Source organism: Streptomyces sp. NPDC107559 (genome assembly GCF_055657365.1).
This window is the reverse complement of sequence record NZ_JBVKBD010000008.1, coordinates 107,041-125,144: the sequence shown is the minus strand read 5'-3', so window position 1 is coordinate 125,144 and position 18,104 is coordinate 107,041. Positions and strand designations below refer to the sequence as shown.

General features: G+C 70.1%; 12 protein-coding genes and 2 pseudogenes. 8 read left to right on the top strand and 6 right to left on the bottom strand.

Annotation, left to right across the window (positions count from 1 at the left end):
* Positions 1–72 precede the first annotated feature (72 nt).
* Positions 73–3,807: a S8 family serine peptidase gene (locus tag ACZ7OY_RS23985; protein WP_471913240.1), complete on the bottom strand. Its 3,735-nt coding sequence runs from the start codon at positions 3,805–3,807 to the stop codon at positions 73–75.
* 160 nt (positions 3,808–3,967) lie between these two features.
* Between ACZ7OY_RS23985 and ACZ7OY_RS23980 the strand changes: the two are divergent.
* Positions 3,968–4,450 (top strand): annotated as a pseudogene (locus ACZ7OY_RS23980) (transposase family protein); the annotation flags it as partial.
* Between the two features lie 56 nt (positions 4,451–4,506).
* Here ACZ7OY_RS23980 and ACZ7OY_RS23975 read toward each other — a convergent pair.
* Positions 4,507–5,964: an RNB domain-containing ribonuclease gene (locus ACZ7OY_RS23975; RefSeq protein ID WP_471913239.1), complete on the bottom strand. Its 1,458-nt coding sequence runs from the start codon at positions 5,962–5,964 to the stop codon at positions 4,507–4,509.
* A gap of 177 nt (positions 5,965–6,141) precedes the next feature.
* Between ACZ7OY_RS23975 and ACZ7OY_RS23970 the strand changes: the two genes are divergently transcribed.
* Positions 6,142–7,071, top strand: a complete 930-nt coding sequence (locus ACZ7OY_RS23970) for an NmrA family NAD(P)-binding protein (RefSeq protein ID WP_471913238.1) — start codon at positions 6,142–6,144, stop codon at positions 7,069–7,071.
* A gap of 116 nt (positions 7,072–7,187) precedes the next feature.
* Here ACZ7OY_RS23970 and ACZ7OY_RS23965 read toward each other — a convergent pair whose 3' ends face one another.
* Together ACZ7OY_RS23965 and ACZ7OY_RS23960 are read right to left on the bottom strand one after the other, a co-directional pair.
* A complete protein-coding gene (locus ACZ7OY_RS23965; RefSeq protein ID WP_471913237.1) occupies positions 7,188–7,472 on the bottom strand; it encodes a DUF7336 domain-containing protein in 285 nt (94 codons plus the stop codon).
* A gap of 42 nt (positions 7,473–7,514) precedes the next feature.
* Positions 7,515–9,542 (bottom strand): HelD family protein, encoded by a 2,028-nt coding sequence (locus ACZ7OY_RS23960; protein WP_471913468.1) that lies wholly within the window; start codon positions 9,540–9,542, stop codon positions 7,515–7,517.
* Between the two features lie 418 nt (positions 9,543–9,960).
* Here ACZ7OY_RS23960 and ACZ7OY_RS23955 point away from each other — a divergent pair.
* Positions 9,961–10,244 (top strand): annotated as a pseudogene (locus ACZ7OY_RS23955) (hypothetical protein); the annotation flags it as partial.
* A 135-nt stretch (positions 10,245–10,379) separates the two neighbouring features.
* Here the strand turns inward: ACZ7OY_RS23955 and ACZ7OY_RS23950 are convergent.
* Entirely contained in the window at positions 10,380–10,652 is a 273-nt protein-coding gene (locus ACZ7OY_RS23950) for a hypothetical protein (RefSeq protein WP_351610140.1), read from the bottom strand.
* A 689-nt stretch (positions 10,653–11,341) separates the two neighbouring features.
* Here ACZ7OY_RS23950 and ACZ7OY_RS23945 point away from each other — a divergent pair.
* From ACZ7OY_RS23945 to ACZ7OY_RS23935, 3 genes are read left to right on the top strand one after another with little or no spacing between them, the layout of a single operon-like run.
* Positions 11,342–12,223 (top strand): lysostaphin resistance A-like protein, encoded by an 882-nt coding sequence (locus ACZ7OY_RS23945; RefSeq protein ID WP_471913236.1) that lies wholly within the window; start codon positions 11,342–11,344, stop codon positions 12,221–12,223.
* A gap of 29 nt (positions 12,224–12,252) precedes the next feature.
* Complete coding sequence (locus ACZ7OY_RS23940) at positions 12,253–13,482, top strand: sensor histidine kinase (protein WP_471913235.1); 1,230 nt, start codon at positions 12,253–12,255, stop codon at positions 13,480–13,482.
* A 14-nt stretch (positions 13,483–13,496) separates the two neighbouring features.
* Entirely contained in the window at positions 13,497–14,189 is a 693-nt protein-coding gene (locus tag ACZ7OY_RS23935) for a response regulator (RefSeq protein WP_471913234.1), read from the top strand.
* 207 nt (positions 14,190–14,396) lie between these two features.
* Here the strand turns inward: ACZ7OY_RS23935 and ACZ7OY_RS23930 are convergent, their stop codons facing one another.
* Positions 14,397–14,873, bottom strand: a complete 477-nt coding sequence (locus tag ACZ7OY_RS23930; protein WP_471913233.1) for a winged helix-turn-helix transcriptional regulator — start codon at positions 14,871–14,873, stop codon at positions 14,397–14,399.
* Between the two features lie 102 nt (positions 14,874–14,975).
* Between ACZ7OY_RS23930 and ACZ7OY_RS23925 the strand changes: the two genes are divergently transcribed.
* Positions 14,976–15,725, top strand: a complete 750-nt coding sequence (locus tag ACZ7OY_RS23925) for an SDR family oxidoreductase (protein WP_471913232.1) — start codon at positions 14,976–14,978, stop codon at positions 15,723–15,725.
* Complete coding sequence (locus ACZ7OY_RS23920; RefSeq protein ID WP_471913231.1) at positions 15,722–17,314, top strand: MFS transporter; 1,593 nt, start codon at positions 15,722–15,724, stop codon at positions 17,312–17,314. Before ACZ7OY_RS23925 ends, ACZ7OY_RS23920 begins: the two co-directional genes overlap by 4 nt.
* The last annotated feature ends 790 nt before the right edge of the window (positions 17,315–18,104 follow it).

Genomic DNA, 18,104 nt, shown 5'->3' with positions numbered 1-18,104 from the left:
TAGTCCCTGGTGGGAGCCGGTGTGACGGGTGGAGCCCCGGGGAGTCGCCTCCCCGGGGCGAGGCAGTGCGGTTCATCGCAGGCCGTACGCCCGGACGATCTCGTTCCTGACACCGAAACCGCTGCTCGTCCCGGCGCTCGCGCGCACCGAGAGGAAGCCGCCGGGCTTCCCGGCCGTCCTGAACGATCCCGTCCAGTAGCCGCCTGCGCCCTTGGCCAGGGTCACCTTCTGCCAGGTGGCACCGTCGTCGTACGAGACATCGAGCTTCACCGTGGTGACCTTCCCGGGCACGGTGCCGCCGTCCAGCGACACCGGTTTGAGAGCCAGCTCCTGAGCCGAGCCGGCTCTGATGTCACCGTGCAGGTCCGTCTCCAGCTTGAAGTCCAGGTTCAGTACCGAGAACCGTTCGAAGGAGTCCGAGTCGACGGTGTCGGACGTGAACGTCCACTCCGTGTGGGTGCGGGTCGACAGCCGGAAGACGTCGCCGGGCCGCTCCGCGTCGAGGACGGCGCGGTAGGGCAGCTTGCCCGCCGGTACCTCCTTCCACTGCATGTCTCCGCTGTTGGGGTTGTCGTAGATCCGTGTGGCGCCCTGAAAGACCTGGAGGCGGGTCGGCGTCTCTCCCCACGGCAGATAGCCGCCCAGCCGCATGGTGTCGCTGGCGGAGGCCCATGGCTGGACGTTCCACGTCATGTAGTTCTGCCAACGGGAGTTGTACACACCGAAGGCTTCGCTCTGACCGGGCCGGGTCACCGGAGCGAACCAGTCCAGACGCGTGGTGCTGCCCTTGGCGTACGTGTTGTCGTCCGACACCATCGACCAGGGCAGGGTCCCGTCGACGCCCTGTGTGTGGAACTCTCTCCAGACCTGCCCCGGAGTCACCCACTCGGTGCGGGTGCCCGGATGCCACTCGCTCTCGGGAAGGTTGAACGACGGACTCAGGGTGAAGTCGGAGCGGTAGCCCTCCGCAGACGTGCCGCCCGTGGCCGAGTAGTAGCGGGCGTCGATCCGGGCCAGATCGCCCTTGGCCGGCTTGTAGACCAGGGCCCGGTCCGGTACCCGACCGGGGTAGTCGCGGGTCAGGTCGTAGACGAACGGCGTGTACCGGGTCTGCTTCACCGTCAGTCTCGATCTGCCGGACTTGGCCATCGCGATGAGGGTCTTGCCGGCGTCGCGGTGCACGGAGGCGACGGGGATGGCCGACTCGCCCACGTACTCCATGAGGGCGCCGGCATCGTCGTTGACCACGATCAGCGCCTTCGCCCCGGCGGCGACCGCGGCCTCGGCGCGCTCCTGCGGCGAGACCTCGTCACTGCGCTCGACGACGACGACCTTGCCCTTGGCCTTGACCTTCTCGTACGCGGCCGGCGCGCCGTTGGCCGCGTAGACCACGTCCCGGCTGTCGGTGGCGGTACCCACTGTGCTGCCGGCCTGCACCAGCGCGTCGAAGACGAGGCGATCGCCCAACGCGCTCAGCGCCAGTGCTGGCTCGCCCTTGCGCCAGCGGGTGGTCAGCACGAACTCGCCGTGCTTCATCGGCTCCGTCGGCGCGACGTAGACGTCGTCGTACGTCAGCGGCAGCACGTACGCGCTGCGGTAGTCCGTGTACGGGTCCTGGCCCTGGTAGTGGACGTTGAAGTCGACCTTGCGCTGGCGGTCCTCGGTGCGCTGCGGCGCCCGGGTGTCCAGCAGACGAGCCTTGCTCGCATCCAGCACCACATCCGCGGGACCGTCCTGGAGCACCGTCTCCGGGTCCACCAGCACGGCCAGACCCGAACGGTCCGCCTTCTCACCGGCCACGTCGAGGTACCCCGCGACGGTGTACAGCCCTGGTGCCATGCGCATGGTCGTCCTGCCGTCGACGTAGACCGACCACGGGAAGACGTCGCCGGCCAGGTTGATGCCGACCCAGCCGGAGGCGGGCTTGCCGTCCCGGCCGACCAGCTTGATGTTCAGGTCGTAGCGCTCCTCCTCCTTCAGCAGCGCCACGGACGTGCGGGTCACCGGCTTCCCACTGGCCGCGTCGGTCGCTATGACGTAGCCGACGTGCCGGCCCGCCGAGGCGGATTGCGGGTCACCGGTCACCGGGACGGCGGCGGTGCCGCCCGCCGGAACGTTCACCGTGGTCGCGCCCAGGGTGAACGGGCCGTCCGCGCCGGTCAGTTCGAGGTTCAGCGTGACGTCGGAGTTTCCGGTGTTGGTGAAGGTCAGGTCCTTCGTGACGGCCGTGTCGCTCGACTCGTGCGGCCAGGTGTGGTTCCCGAAGAACAGCGATCCGGTACCGCGGACCGTGGTGCGTACCGCGGCGGCCACGTCTACGCGCCCGGTGCCGACTTCGTACGGTGAATACCCCTCGTCCAGGCCCTTCGCCGTGCTCATCAGGTGTTCCTTGAGCTGCGCGCCGGTCCAGTCCGGGTGCCGCTGAGCCAGGATCGCCGCCGCGCCGACCACGTGCGGAGTGGCCATGGAGGTACCGCTGAGCGTGCGGTACAGGCCCTCGCCACCGTCCGTCATCTCCTGCGAGCGAGCCGCGGTGATGTCCACGCCGGGCGCGGCGATGTCCGGCTTCAACGCACCGGAGGAGACCAGCGGACCGGTGCTGGAGAACGACGCGAGCTGGTCCTGCTTGTCCGTCGCGGCCACGGTCAGCGCCGAGGCGGCCGCGCCCGGGGCGGAGATGCTCTCCGGGCCCGCGTTGCCGGCGGCGATGACGAACAGCGTGCCGTACTTCGCCGACAGCGCGTCGACCGCCTGCGACATCGGATCGCTGCCGTCGCTGGGGTAGGAGTCGCCGAGGCTCATGTTGACGACATCCGCGCCGGACTCGGCGGCCCACTGCATGCCGGCCATGACCCAGGAGTCCTGGCCGTAGCCCTCCGCGCCGCCGAGCACCTTGCCGACGTACAGGTCCGCTCCTGGGGCGACGCCCTTGTAGTCGCCGCCTGAGGCGGCGCCGGAGCCGACGATGGTGCTGGCCACATGAGTGCCATGACCGTTGAGGTCGGTGATGGCTTCGCCTGGTACGAAGCTGGCCGTGCCGTCGATCAGTCCGGCGAAGTCGGGGTGGTTGACGTCGATGCCGGTGTCGAGGACCGCGACCTTGACGCCCTTGCCGGTGTAGCCGGCGGCCCAGGCCTCGGGCGCGCCGATCAGCGGCACGCTCTCCTTCAGGTTGACCTTGACGCGGCCGTCGAGCCACAGCTTCGCCACACCCGCACCCATCACCTTGCTGTTGTGCGGGGCGATGGTGTTCCAGAAGGTGCGGGCCTGCCGCTTCCGGGCGCTGAGCACGGCGCCGCGAATGCTCTTGAGCTCGCAGGTCACCTTGCTTCCGGGTGGGGCCGTCGGCTCGGCGGCGCTGCGGGACGTGGACGTGCCGTAGGTCGCGATGAGCGGCACCGTGGACGTCTTCGCGTCGTCGTACCCCATCTCGATCAGGGCGGTGACGTCGAACAGGCGCCGGTCCAGCTTGCCCGTTCCCAACAGGGGCACCGTCTCGTCCGGGATGACGAACAGGTGACCGTTGGCCGTCTGCACTTTCACGCCGCCGACGGCGCTGTCCGGCCGGTCGACATCAGCGGTCTGCTTGCCGTCGGCCATCGTGGTGACCGTGACGACGTCGCCGGTGACCAGGGTGACCTTGTGGGTCGCCGCGGGTGCGGCGGTACGGGCGGGCTTGCCCGGAGCGGCTTGCGCGGGCTCTTGCAGCACCGCAAGCCCCGACACCAGCAGCGGCACCACGGTGGCAGCCGAGACCAACTGCCAGCGTCTGCGCGGGAAGGCGGAAGACTGGGAGGGAGGAAACATGCCCCGGGTCTATCGGCCACTTGCCGACGCCGTGAAGCCGGGACGACGACAAGTCCTCGCCATGGCAGGGACTTGCCAGTCGCAAAGCACCTGTATCCATGCGTGATCGCACTATTTGCAGTGCGGTTGGAATGGTCGGAGTCAGCGAGGGTGAACTGACCGCCCGGCGAAGGCCGCAGACCGGTTGTGGATCGTGGACGGCACGCTGGTCCCGCTGCGGGACCAAAGCGTGGCGGCCTCCAGCCGCAACTACCGGTTCTCGGCGAATGTGCAGGTCATCTTGGACGCCGACACCCGGCTGCTGATCGCTGCTGCACGACCGGTGCCGGGCACCACCGCGGACGCCCATGCCTGCCGGGCGTCCGGGCTGAGCCGGCGCTGCGAGGGTGTGACCGTGCTGGGCGACGGCGCCTATCTCAACTGCGGGATGGCGGTACCGCACCGCAAACGCCCGGGACGGGCCCTGTTGCAGGCCGAGGAGGACGACAACGCCGAGCACCGCAGGGTGCGTGCCCGGGGGGAACATGTCATCGGCCGGATGAAGAACTACAAGATCCTGCGCGACTGCCGCCGGCGGAGCGACGGTCTGCACCACGCGGTCCAGGCCGTCGCCCACATGCACAATCTTGCCCTCACGCCATGAGCACAAGCGCCCGCCACTGGCTCTGACCTGCCCGCACTCAGCCTGCGCAACACCCCTTAGGGAACGGTGAAGAGGACCTTGTCCTCGTCCGCGGCGGGGTCCGCCTGCTTGAGCCTGGCCCTGATGCTGGATCCGAGCTGGAGATCCAGGCCGTTGGTCGAGACGACCTTGGCCAGTACGGCGGGGTCGGCCAGGAACACTTTGCCCTCGCGCGGCCTGCCCCGCTCCGCGTCGGTGTCGATGACCGCGGCGTCGAACACCTCGCCCACGCGGTCCTTGAGCACCGCGGCCTCGGCCAGGTCCACGGTCTGCCGGTCCGCCAGGCCGCCCTTCCCCCGTGCCGTGTCGCACGGGATGCAGGACAGGGCGTCGAGCACCCAGTTCGGCGGGGCCTTGTCCGCGCACGCCATCACGCACAGCTCACCGGTGTACCGGTCGACCAGGCGCCGCAGCGGAGCGGTGCAATGGGCGTACGGGGCCGCGATCGCTGCGTGCATCGTGTACGCCGGCTTCTGGTTGTCGCGGAAGACGGTGTACTCCGCCTTGAGCATCGTGCTCGTGGCCTCGGTGAGGAAGGCCATGTGCTGCTGGTTCCGGGGATCGAGCTTGCGGACCAGCGTGGCGTACGAGATGCCGGGCCGCCAGACGATGCCCAGGGCCTTCGCGATGTCGTGCAGGCGCCTGTTCACGTTCTGATCGGCCTGCTCCTTCTGGGTCCGCAGGATGCCGGTACCCGTGTCGAGCATGATCTGGGCCGCGGACATCCCGGTCATGAGGGAGATCTGCTCGTTCCAGCCCTCGACCGGCAGCGTCGCCACGTAGCGCAGCCGGAACGATCCGTCCTCGAGGGTGACCTCCTGGTCCGGCAGATTCACCGAGATGCCGCCGCGCGCGATTTCGACGGCCTCCCGCAGCTCGCCGATCTCGCGCAGCAGGGCGAGGGACTCCTCCGCCGTGCCGTTCTCGATGGCCTGCTGGGCGCCGGCGTAGTCGAGCTGGGCCCGACTTCGGATCACGGCCCGGCTCACGGACGAGTCGGTCAGATTGCCGTGGGCGTCGAGGTCGTGCTGCCACAACAGGGCGGGGCGGTCCTTGTTCGGCAGCAGGCTGGCCGCGCCCTCGGAGAGGACGGGCGGGTGCAGGGGCACCTTGAGGTCGGGGAAGTACAGCGTTTCGATCCTGTCGTGCGCCTCGATGTCCACAGGGCTGCCCGCCCTGACGAAGGTCGCCACGTCCGCGATGGCGTAGTACACGCGGTAGCCGCCACCGGGCCGCCGTTCCAGGTGCATGGCCTGGTCGAGGTCCTTCGAGGTCGGCGGATCGATCGTGAAGAACGGCAGGTGGGTGGCGTCCTTGTCGGGCAAGCGCGCCTCACCCGCGGCCTTGTCGGCCGCTTTGAGTACGCGCTTGGGGAAGCTCAGGGGGACCTTCAGCTCCGCGCGGAGTTCCTCCAGCGCGGTGCGCAGAGCGTCCTGGGCCTCGGCAGACATGTGCATCGGGCGGCGGCGTTGCATGCCCCGAGCGTAGGACGGCGGTCACGAACCGGCGCGGCGAGCGGGGCCGGGCGGCGGAGGGACCGGAGCGACGGCGGCCGCGCGGGGAGGGGACATCACCGGAGCAGCGTTCCCTGGCCTGGTCAGGGGACTGGACCCGCGGTTGCGCCCCGGTGGCGCGGGCCGCAGGCTGCCCTCATGGACGACAGCCCGGAGACAAGCGTGCGGCCCATACTCGTGACCGGTGCCGCGGGCAGCGTCGGGGCCGTCGGCAGGACCGTGGTCCAGGGCCTTCGGCGCCGGGGACTCCAGGTCCGTGCTCTGGTGCACCGGGACGACGACCGTGCCCAGGCGCTGCGCGCGACGGGCGCCGAGGTCGTGGTCGGAGATCTGACGCAGGCCCGTGATGTCGCCGACGCCCTCGACGGCTGCGGGCGAATGTATTTCGGCATGGGCGTCTCGGCACAGTATCTGCTGGCCGCCGTGACCACAGCGACGGTCGCACGCGCCTACGGAGAACTGGAGGCGTTCGTGAACATGTCGCAGCTGACCATCTCCGAGATGGACGCCACCGGCGGCTCCGAGTCGCATCAGCATCGTCAGCAGTGGCTGGTCGAGCAGGTTCTCGACTGGTCAGGCCTGCCCGTGGTCGAGGTCAGGCCCACCGTCTTCATGGAGAACCCACTCTTCCGGACCGTGTTTTCCTCGATCGCCAAGGACGGTGCCATCCGGTGGCCCTTCGGCGAGGCGAAAACCTCCCCGATCGCGGCCGGTGACGTTGCCGCGGTCGTCGAGGAGATTCTGGCCGATCCGGCCCGGCACATCGGCCGGATCTATGAGCTGACCGGTCCCCGATCACAGGACGTCGCCGCTCTTGCCGCGGAGATCTCCGATGCTTTGCACCGCACGGTCGGCTACACCGACGTCCCGTTGCAGGAATGGCTCGACGACGATCTCGGGGCGCTGGGACTGCCGGACCATGTCTTCCAGCACATCTCCACCATGGCTCGCCTGCACGCGGCCGGCCGCTACGACCGCCAGGCGGACGGCATGGCAGAGGTGACCGGGCGGCCCGCCGCAGGAGTGGCCGATTTCGTCCGCAAGAACCCCGAGCTGTTCACGAACTGAAGCCGCATGTCGTCCGGCGCTGAAGCCGCTTGCAGTCCGGGTCGCCGCGGCCGGCCGAAGCCCTGGGGCCCATGTGGCCAACCAAACGGCATCCCACCAGGATTCCGCCCACGGGCCTACTCGCCCGGTGGAACTCGGACGAAGCCCTCGGTCCACTCGTCCTCATCGAGCTCGTAGGGGTCGTAGTAGAAGCACTCCGGTTCATCACGAAAGCCCGGCAGCAGTCGAGCCTGACGCACGCGTTCTTCCACCCGTTCAAGGGTCGAGTAGATACCGAGCAGCTTTACGTCGTCGCCGTCCGACTCGTCGCAGAACACGCCGCTCTCATCGACGTGCACGGTCGAGCCGTCGTCGCCGGCTTCGTTCTGGTGGCCGACATGCCACAGCGGATACACGATCACGGCCGCGAAACTATCAGCACTTGAGTTCGTGGAGACCCGTGGTCACGCGGAATGGAAGGTGATCAGGCACAGCCTCTTGGTGGCACGGGTGAGAGCGACATACAGGTCGCGTTCGCCACTGGGCCGAGCCTCGGTGATCTCCTGTGGGCCGACGACGACGCACCCGTCGAACTCCAGGCCGCGGGCCTCGGATGCGGGCACGAGTCGCGCCCATCGTGTGATGTCGGTCGACGCCATGTCATCGAGCCGGGCATCCGCGCAGATCACGGCAAGCAGGTCGCCCGGATGCGCTGCGGCCTGGGCCTGGAGCTCACTTGCCACGGTGGCGGCGAGTGTGTGCGGACGCGCGGTGAGACGGCGGGGAGGCTCGCCGTGGCGGATGGAGCGGCTCGGCGTCTGGCCAGGGGCGATCCGCGCGAGCAGGTCGCGGGTGGTGGCCAGGATCTCCTGGGTGGTGCGGTAGCTGACGGTCAGGGTGTGCAGGGTGAACCGGGTGCCGAGATGCGGGCCCAGTGCCTGGGACCAGTCGCTCGCCGCCGTCGCGGGACCCGCCTGGGCGAAGTCGCCCACCAGCGTCATCGACCTGGCCGGGCACCGACGCAGCACCATCCGCCACTGCATGGCGGTCAGCTCCTGTGCCTCGTCGACGACGACGTGCCCGAACGTTCGCTCCGGCGGCCCGTCCACCAGGCTTGCCGCCTCGTCCAGCAGCGCCACATCGGCGTCGGTCCACGGTGTACCGGCAGAGCGCAGCAGCCGGCCGCGTTCGTCATCGGTGAGTGACGGCAGATGCGTGGCCAGGGTGCAGGCGTCCCCCAGCAGGGCCGTTACGACCGTCTCGGGCATCAGCCGTGGCCAGAGGAGCTCCACCGCACGCTCGGCGTGGGCGTCGTCCATGAGGTTCACGCGCAGAGCCTGCGCATCGAACATCTCGGCCGGATCGGCGGCTGCCGCACCGTCGAAGCCGAGCGCCCGCAGATCGGCCGCGGCCGCGGCATCGAGGTCGAGGCCGGTGCTGCCGGCGATCTCTGCGTCGATGTGCGCGAGTGCCTCGGCGGTGCCACGCTCCAGGGTGCTCGTGACCATGCCGATCAGGTGCTCCTTGAACACCTGACGCGCCCGGTTGTGCGCCAGGGCGCTCGCCACCGCGGACTCTCGGGCCACCGCGACCTCCGCGCTCGTCAGAGAGACCCACTCCTGCCCCACGCGTACCGCGAACCGGGCATCCCCAGGCGCCTGCCGGGAACGCACCAGGCCCTCCAACGCCTCGGCCATGGCGGAACTGCCCTTGAGCCGTGCGACATCGGACGGCTCGACAGCGGCGGTCACCACCTCGGCCAGCTCCCCGCACGTCGCCAGGGACACGTCGTTCTCGCCGAGCGAGGGAAGCACGCGCGAGACATAGTCGAGGAACCGCGCGTTCGGCCCGAGCACCAGGACACCGCGCTCGGCGGCGCGCGGGAAGGCATACAGCACGTACGCCGCCCGGTGCAGCGCGACCACCGTCTTGCCCGTGCCCGGGCCGCCCTGCACCACCGTCACTCCCCGATGCGGGGAACGGACGATCTCGTCCTGCTCCGCCTGCAGCGTCGCCACCGCCGCCCGCATCCGCCCCGTACGCCGCGCCTCCAGCGCCTCCGTCAAGGGACCGTCGCCGACGATGTCGCCGGCCGCGGGCACGGATCCGTCCAGCAGCTCGTCGCTGACCGCGCACACGGCCCGCTCCTCCACCCGCAGGTGGCGACGTCGCCGCAGCCCCATCGGGTGGACGGCCGTCGCCGCATAGAAGGGCCGTGCCGCTTCCGCCCGCCAGTCGAGGAGCAGCGGCAGGTCCCGGTCGTCCAGGTGCAGACCGAGCCGTCCGATGTGCAGGACCGTGCCGTCCGCGCCGTCGATCCGGCCGAAGACCAGTCCCTCCTCCGCCCCCGTGAGCCGGCGCACCTGCTGCGCCAGACGCTGTGCGGCCACATCACGCGCGTACACCTCTCCCGCGCTGTCGGCCGACGACTTCAGTACGTCGTCCAGCTGGGCCCGGACATCCGCCACCCGTTCGTCGAGCAGCCCGTACATCGCGGACACGTGGATCTGCTCCACCTCGACCTGTCCCACGGCACCCTGATTGAACTGCGGCAAAACCGTGCTCCTCTCGACCCGGCCCTCCACTATGCAGATCAATTTCCAGGAAAGTAAGGCTTGACTTAGTTGTCTGCATCAGCCGCCCAAGTCCGGTTCGCCACCAGACCTCTCGCATCGAGGAGAAGGCCGGGCCGGCAAGTCGGCCTGGGGAGGCGGCCCAAGTGCCCTGTCCGGCGGCCTTCGTGCCCGATGCGGGTGAGAACCCGGCCCATGGCCCGGCTGGGCGACAGAGTCCGGACGTGCGTCGATCTCCCGGGCGGCGGCCGTGTGCAGCCGCGGAGGGTGCAGGGCGCCTCGTAACGGGGTCGCCCCGGCAGGCACACCCGTCACCACCTCAATGGAGATCCGCACCATGACTGCTCAACAGGCCCTCAACTACGACGCGTTCGTCGAGCTCGCTGCCGCCGACTCAGCCGTCGTCGGTCTCGTCCTCAAGGGCTCCCGGGCCCACGACGGCATGATCACCCCGCACTCCGACCACGACCTGTACGTGGTCCTCGCTGACGGCGCCGGAACCGACGTGACTCGGTTCGCGGGTCACCGCAGCGCCGAGGTCGACCTCGCTGTCTCACTCTCAGCGAGTTCCGTGGGGCGGGGCTGCCCGACTGGGAACGCTATGTCCTCGCCCGTGCACGACGAACGGGGTGGCGGCGACGTGCCGGAGGTGCGTCCGCCGCGACGTTGGCGACATACACGTCACGGGAGACGGCCCGTGGGCCCGGTCCGCTTCTCGCGGTCCGGGCCCACGGGCACATGTTCGTCCGGGCGGTGTCAGACGGTGGGGATTCCGCCGGCGTTCCGCACCTCGGACAGCGCTCGCTTGATGGTGACCTTCGCGAAGTAGCCGGCGCCGAAGAATATGCACTGCACGACGTACCAGAACTTCTCGGCCCCGGTCATCTCGACCAGCCCGTACTCGCTCAGCGCCTTCTTCACCGGGACCTTCTGGAAGTAGGCGGCACCGAAGTAGATGCAACCCAGGACGTACCAGAACTTCTCCCAGGACGTGTTGGTGCCCTGACCGAGGTACTGCCGTTCTGCCATGACTTTCTCTGCCTTCCGATGACCGTGGGACCGGGGGGGGACGCGCCGATCCGAACCCCTTGCGGGCAACTTCTGGCAGCAGTCATGCACAGGCGCGGACGCCTGGCGGCATGCTGAAGCACAAGTTGAGATGACGTGACTGATGCGCACATGTCACGGTGCCAGTGTCCTCACGGCCAGCCGCCCCCCGTATGTGCAAGCCGCAGCATAGGGGAAGAGAGCTTGATCGTCACCTCTGATACGCCGCAGCCGGAACGCAGCTCCACCTGCGGCGATCGCAGCGACGACAGGAACGCCGCCCCCGCGGCGAGACGTCGGCACGTGCGGCGAGCTTCGAGCGAGTCATGGTCCGCCGTCTGACGGGCCGACAGACCGACTGACCGACTGACCGGAACACGCTCCGGCCCCTGACTGCTGCACGGCGCCCGGCGTCCAGGGAGCAGCGGGCCTGCCGCGCTGCGCCCCGGGGCACTGGACTCCGTGAAAGGCAGGAGAGCCGCCGCTTCGCCGGAGCGAAGTAGCGGACTTGCGGACTTGCAGCCGAGAGCTGAACGGACCGGCGGGAGCGGCGCATCCCCCGTGAGAGCTACCGGAGTTGTCCATGCGCGGGTGACTCGCGGACCTCCGCGAATTCCTAGCGTGGTCCTCAGGTCGCCACCGGTGCGACCACCACCACAGGGGAGGCCACCATGGACACGACTGCCGGCACACAGCACGACACAGGTCCCGGCCAGGGCAAGGGCGGCCGCGGAGGCCGAGGCGGCCGTATCGAACGGGTCGTCCGCTCTCCGCTCGGCTGGATGCTGACGGGCATGGTCGGCGTCGGCCTGGTCTCGGGCCTGACCGCGACGGGCCCCGGTCCGGTGCCGGTACTGGGCGCGGCCGCCGCGGTGGCCGTGTACTGGGCGGTCATGCGCTACGTCGCACGCCGCCCCACGCCGGAGATCGCCCGGCGGGGAGCCGGCCGCCAGGCGCTGCTCGGCGGTGCGATCGGCCTGGGCTTCATCCTCGTCTCCACGCTCCTGATCAGCGCGTTCGGGGGCTACTCGTTCTCCTGGGCGAACAACGGCTTCCTGTCGGTGGTGGGGTCCGCGGTCGTGGCGCAGCTCGGCGCCGCGGTCACCGAGGAACTGATGTTCCGCGGCTTCGCCCTGCAGGCTCTGGAACAGATGTGGGGCAGCCGGGCCGCCGTCGTCATCACCGGGCTGTTCTTCGGCGTCGCCCACCTGAGCGCCCCGGGAGCCTCCGCCTGGAGCGCACTGGCCATCGCCGTGGAGGCGGGCGCCATGCTCGGAGCCTCCTTCCTGTGGCGGCGTAACATCTGGTTCGTCGTGGGGCTGCACTTCGTCTGGAACACCGTCGAGCAACTGCTCGGCATCCCGGTGTCCGGGCACACCCCCGAAGGCCTGTTCACCGTCGACACCCACGGCCCGGCTCTGCTCACCGGCGGTACTTTCGGTCTGGAGACGTCGATCGTGCCGATCCTCATCAGTGTGCTGATCACCGTCCAGATGGTCGTCCGCGCTCGCCGCAGCGGCGGTCTGCTGCCCCGGCTCCGCGCCCGGCACTGACAGCCGCCGACTGGAGGTAACGAGAAGTGATGTCCCGTCAGGCGCCCTGGAGCCGTCCCGAGCTCCGGGCGCCGCTCGGCTGGTGGCAGAAGCAGGCCGACTCCCACAAGGACGGCCTGTACGCCCTGATGCTCGCCGTGCTGGCGTTCGTACCGACCCTGTCGAAGATCGGGGCGCAGATCGGCGATCTGCCCGAGCGGCCGGCCGGCGCACTGAGCTTCGGGCTGATCCTGGCCCAGACCCTGCCGCTGGCGGCACGCCGCCGGTGGCCGGCGGGCACGCTGAGCGTCGTCGGCTGCGCGTTCGCCGTGTACCAGGCGCTGGGCTTCGCAACGACGTTCGGCAGCCTGGGGCTGTATCTCGCCGTGTACTCGGCCGGGGCCCACCAGGTCCGCCTACGCCTTGGTTCGACTGCCGTGGCGAGCGCGGCCTACACCGCACTGGCCGTCGTCCTGAACCGTCTCGGCTCACCGCTGGGCGTCCCCGACTATCTCGCGTTCTATCTGACTCTGGCCGTGATCTGGTTGGTGGGCGGCACTGTGCGCACGAGGCGGACCGAAGAGGCACAGCGGCGGCGGCTGGCCGCCGAGGTGGCCACGGCCACCGAACGGGCCAGGATCGCCCGCGAGTTGCACGATGTGGTCACCCACCATGTGACGGCGATGGTGGTCCAGGCGGACGCCGCGCAGTTCCTGCTCACGTCCGCGCCCGAGCGGGCCCGCGAGGGGCTGTCGGCCGTCAGCGACACCGGCCGCCGGGCGCTGACGGAGCTGCGGCATCTGCTCGGCGTACTGGAGGCGACCGGCGATTCCCCGGCCGCCGACCCTGCACATACCGACCGTGCCCCCACCCTGGGGCGCCTGGGAGACCTGGTGGAGCAGGCCCGCAGCGCAGGTCAGCCGGTCGAGTTCAGGGAACAGGGTGAGCGGCGACCGCAGCCTGCGGACGTGGAACTGGCCGCGTACCGCGTGGTGCAGGAGGCGCTCACCAACGCGATGAAGCACGCGAGCGGGCAGCCTACGAAGGTCGTGGTCCAACACGGCGAGGAGCGCATCGAGATAGGGGTGAGCACCGACGCCCCCGACGACTCGCCGACGGCCGCACCGGTCACACGGAGGCCGGGCCCGGCGGGCGGACGAGGGCTGGCCGGGCTGCGTGCACGGGTGCGCATGGTCAATGGTGAACTGGAGGCCGGACCCCGGCCCGAGGGCGGGTTCGAGATCCGCGCCACAATTCCGTCCAAGTCCGTTCAGGAGTGACCCCTGTGCCCCCCGTGAGCGATGCACCGCCGCCGATCCGTGTACTCGTCTGCGACGACCAGGCACTGGTGCGGACCGGCTACGTCACCATCTTCTCCGCGCAGCCCGACATGGAGGTCGTCGGGGAGGCCGAGAACGGCCGCGAGGCAGTGGAGGCCGCACGGCGGTTACGCCCCGACGTGGTCGTCATGGACATCCGGATGCCGCTGCTCGACGGCATCGAGGCGACCCGGCAACTGGCCGGTCCCCATGCCGAGTCCGCGCCGAGGGTACTGGTCGTCACCACGTTCAACGTCGATGCCTATGTCTACGACGCGCTGCGGGCCGGAGCCAGCGGCTTCCTCCTCAAGGACGCGCCTCCGGCCACTCTGGTGAGCGGCATCAGGACGGTCGCCGCGGGCGAGGCCCTGCTGGCGCCCGCCGTCACCCGCCACCTCATCGGCCACTTCGCCGAACGCCTGCGTCCCGCCGACACCGCCCGGCCGGCCAGGGACGACGTCGTACGCGCCCTGACTCCGCGCGAACTGGAGGTACTCGAGTCGATCGCCGAGGGCCTGTCGAACGCGGAGATCGCCGCGCGGTTGTTCATCACGCCCGAGACGGTCAAGACGTATGTGTCGCGCATCCTGACGAAACTCGGCCTGCGCGACCGGGTCCAGGCGGTCGTCCTCGCCTACCGGGTCGGGCTCGTGACCGGCACCGGCTGAAGCGGCACCGGGCATGGCCGGACGTCGCCGCGCGTGATCCACGCCCCCGAGCGGACCGGCGGTGCCGGCCTGTGCCGGTCCACTGCATGCCCGGCCGGCTCCGGTGACGGCGATCGCCTCCCCGGACGTCGAGGCCGGCGCAGCCGGGGTCACGGGTGGACTTCGGCTGCCGTCTCGCGCGGATGGGGCCACTCAGAGCCCGCCGGACTATGCGCCGGAGGGCTTGGCGATGTGTGCGGCGATGTCGTCGGTCGAGAGCTGGTGGCCGGCGCGGCAGGTGACGTGGATCTCGACGGGCTCTCCGCAGTCGAGGTGGGTGAGCTCGATGGGCGGCGGGTCGCTCGCGTAGCGGATGCCCCAGGCGTGGAGGCCGAGGACGACCGGCATCAGGTCGGCGCCGGCCTGGGTCAGCACGTATTCGTCACGGGTACGGGAGCCCTCGTCACGGTAGGGGCGACGTTCCAGGAGTCCGGCCTCGGTGAGTGTCTTGAGGTTCGACGCGGTGGTCGCCGCGGACATCCCGACCCGCGCGGCGAAGTCGTCGTACCGGCGGGTCCCGTAGAACGCCTCGCGCATGGTGAGCATCGCGTTGCGTGAGCCGATGATCTTCATCGTCTTCTCGACGGGGCACCGGCCCGTCATGGGCCAGCCCTCTCGGTCCGACAGCGGTTCCAGCAGGTGCATGACCTCTCCCTCTTCCGACCTTGACTTCACTGTACTGAAGTCACCATGGTACGGTCACTCTGACTTCAGTTGATTAAAGTTAGATCTGGGAGAGTGAGCGTCATGCGGATCGACGGCAAGGTGGTGCTGGTGACCGGCGCCGGCGGCGGCATCGGGACCGAGCTGGTACGGCAGCTGCTGCAACGCGGGGCGGCGAAGGTGTACGCCGGCGCACGCCGCGAGGCGGCCTGGCAGGACGGCCGGGTCGTGCCGCTGCTGCTGGACGTGACCGACGCCGGGGACATCGCGGCGGCCGCGACCCTGGCAACCGACGTCGACGTGCTGATCAACAACGCCGGCGCGTCCGGTGACCCCTCGCTGCTGACCTCGGATCTCGAGGACATCCGCAGCACCTACGAGACCAATCTGTTCGGCCCCCTCGCGCTCGTACGGGCGCTGGCCCCGGCCCTGGCCGGCCGTGACGGAACAGCGGTCGTCAACGTCCACTCCCTGCTGAGCTGGCTGACCGTCCCCGGCTCCTACGCGCCGACGAAGACCGCGCTGTGGGGTCTGACCAACGCCCTGCGCGCCGAGCTCGCAGGGCGGTCGACCCGGGTCGTCGGCGCGCATTTCGCCTACGTCGACACCCCGATGACCGAGGGCCTCGACGTCGCCAAGTCCAGCCCCGCCGACATCGCCGGGCGGATCCTCGACGCACTCGAAGCCGATGCCGACGAGGTCTTCGCCGATCAGCTCACCGCCGACATGCACGCCCTGCTGCCGCAGCTGACCACCGGCGCCTTCGCCGCCACAGCCCCGTTCGCACCCACCGCGCCCGGCCCGAAGGCACCGGTCGCCGAGGACGCCCAGTGACCAACCAGCAGACCTCCCCCACGGCCACCCTCCCGGCCGGCCCCAGCGCCATGGCCGGTGCTCCCCGCACCGGCCACCCCGCGCCCCCACCCGCACCCGCACGCCACCGCTGGTCGGCGCTCGCGGTCATCTGCATCGGCACGATGATGACGTTCGTCAACGTCTCCTCGACGATCGGCGCCCTGTCCTCCATCCAGACCGACCTCGGCGCCGACGCGACCGAGATCGTGTGGATCACCAGCACCTACAGCCTCCTGGTGGCCACCCTCATCCTGGCCGCAGGCACCCTGGCCGACCGCATCGGGCGCCGCCTGGTGTTCACGGCGGGCGCCGTGTTCTTCCTCGCCGGAAGCCTGGCCGCGTTCACCGCCGGCTCCGCCGGAGTCCTCATCGCCGCCCAGGCCGTCATGGGAATCGGCGGCGCGATGGTCCTCCCGGCCGGCCTGGCCGTGGTCAGCCACCTGTTCGTCACCCCCAAGGAGCGCACCGAAGCGGTCTCCGTCTGGGCCGGCAGTTCCGGCCTGGGCCTCGCGCTGGGCCCCCTCGGCTCCGGGTTCCTGCTCCAGGCGTACTCCTGGCACGCGGTGTTCCTGATCAACGTCGCCCTGGCGGTCGTCACCGTCGCCGGCGCCGCACGCCTGGTCCCGGAGAGCCGTCACCCGCAGCGCCGGCTCGACCCGGTGGGCATCGCGCTCGCGACCCTGGCCATCGGCAGCCTGACCTTCGGCATCATCGAGGGCAAGTCCCTCGGCTACACCTCTCCGGTGATCCTCGGCTCCTACGCCACCGCCGCGGCCGCGGTCATCGCCTTCGCACTCTACGAGGCCCGCCACCGCGACCCGATGATGGACGTGCGACTGTTCACCTCCGGCTCGTTCAGCGCCGTCATGGGCGTCGCCACCCTCACCATGTTCGGGTTCACCGGCACCGCGCTGCTGACGGTCCTCTACCTCCAGCACTCCCAGGACCTGACGGCCCTCGGCGCCTCGGTCCGGATCCTGGCGATGTTCGTCCCGTTCATCGTGATCAGCCCCCTCGCCGCCAAGCTCGTCCACCGCATCGGGTTCAAGTTCCTCCTCGCCCTCGGTGCCGTGATCATGTCCGGCGGCATCTTCCTGCTCCTCACCACCCTGCCCGAGCCCGACTTCAGCCACCTCTGGCCCGGACTCGCCGCGGTCGGCATCGGCGGCGGCCTGCTCGTCGCACCCTCGACCGCTGCCGCCCTGACCAGTGTCGACCAGCACAAAGCCGGCATGGCGAGCTCAGCCGTCAACATGTTCCGCCAGCTCGGCACCGTCCTCGGCGCCAGCATCCTGGGCACCATCCTGACCAGCCAGTTCACCAGCAACCTCACCGACCGGCTCACCGGTGCCGGCCTGCCCGCCGACACCACCGACCGGATCGTCAACGGCGCCGAACACGGATCCCGCACAGGCACACTGCCCGACGAGATCGCCGGTGTCGTCCACAACGCCGTGCACCACGCCTTCACCGACGCCTACCACACCGCTCTCCTCGTCGCAGCCATCGCCGTCGCAGCCGTGACCGTGCCCACCCTGCTCTTCGTCCGCCACCGCCCCGCCGCCTGATGGGAGCCACGGAGCCGGGGAATGCCCGGTTCCGTAGCCGCCGGCAGCGGTGATCGCGCCTGGGATGTGGAAAAGGACAGGCCTGACCTGAGCCGGCTTTTCCTTTGTCCAGCCTTCTCCAGCGGCGCACCGGTGGCGCCTTGAGGTGCTGATCTCTCCTGACCGGGAGCACTGTGCTCCTTGTTCTGGGGGTTCGTCCCGAGGCGATGGCGGCGCTCACGGCCACCGTCGTCACCCTGTTCGACTGCTGGCGTCGATCGGCAGCGCGAAACGCGTGGACTCGGAACGCGCCTGATCCGGTGCGGGCGGAAGCAGCCGACGGCAGGCCGGAGAGTGACGACGTCCTGCCTTCCGAGGCGGCAGCCGGACGCCATGACGCAGGGCGCGGATCGGAGCACCGACACGAGGCCGCGTCCGAGCCGACTGCGGCTCGGACGCGGCCTCGTGTCAGCCCGTTGCCGTGAGCCCGGCGCTTGAGCGCTCGTCCCAGACGAGAGGCGCGATGTCCGTGTCCAGCCTTCGCCAGGCCGAGACGGCCCCGGTGATCGGATGGTCGCGGCCCAGGCGCGCAGCGTGCCCGCGCCATGACAGCCCCGCCCGAACCGGTCCGTACGGGCCGCGGAACCGGGGACGCCACCGACCGGCAGCGTGATCAGGACGGCGCCCGCCCACGCCCCCTTCCGGGATGCGTCCACCGCTGCGGCGCTCTAGCGTCACCAGACGTGGGCCGCTCTGGCGAGGGCAGCCCCGCCAGCTGTTCGCCGAAGTCGAAGCCGCGACCGGTGCGGCT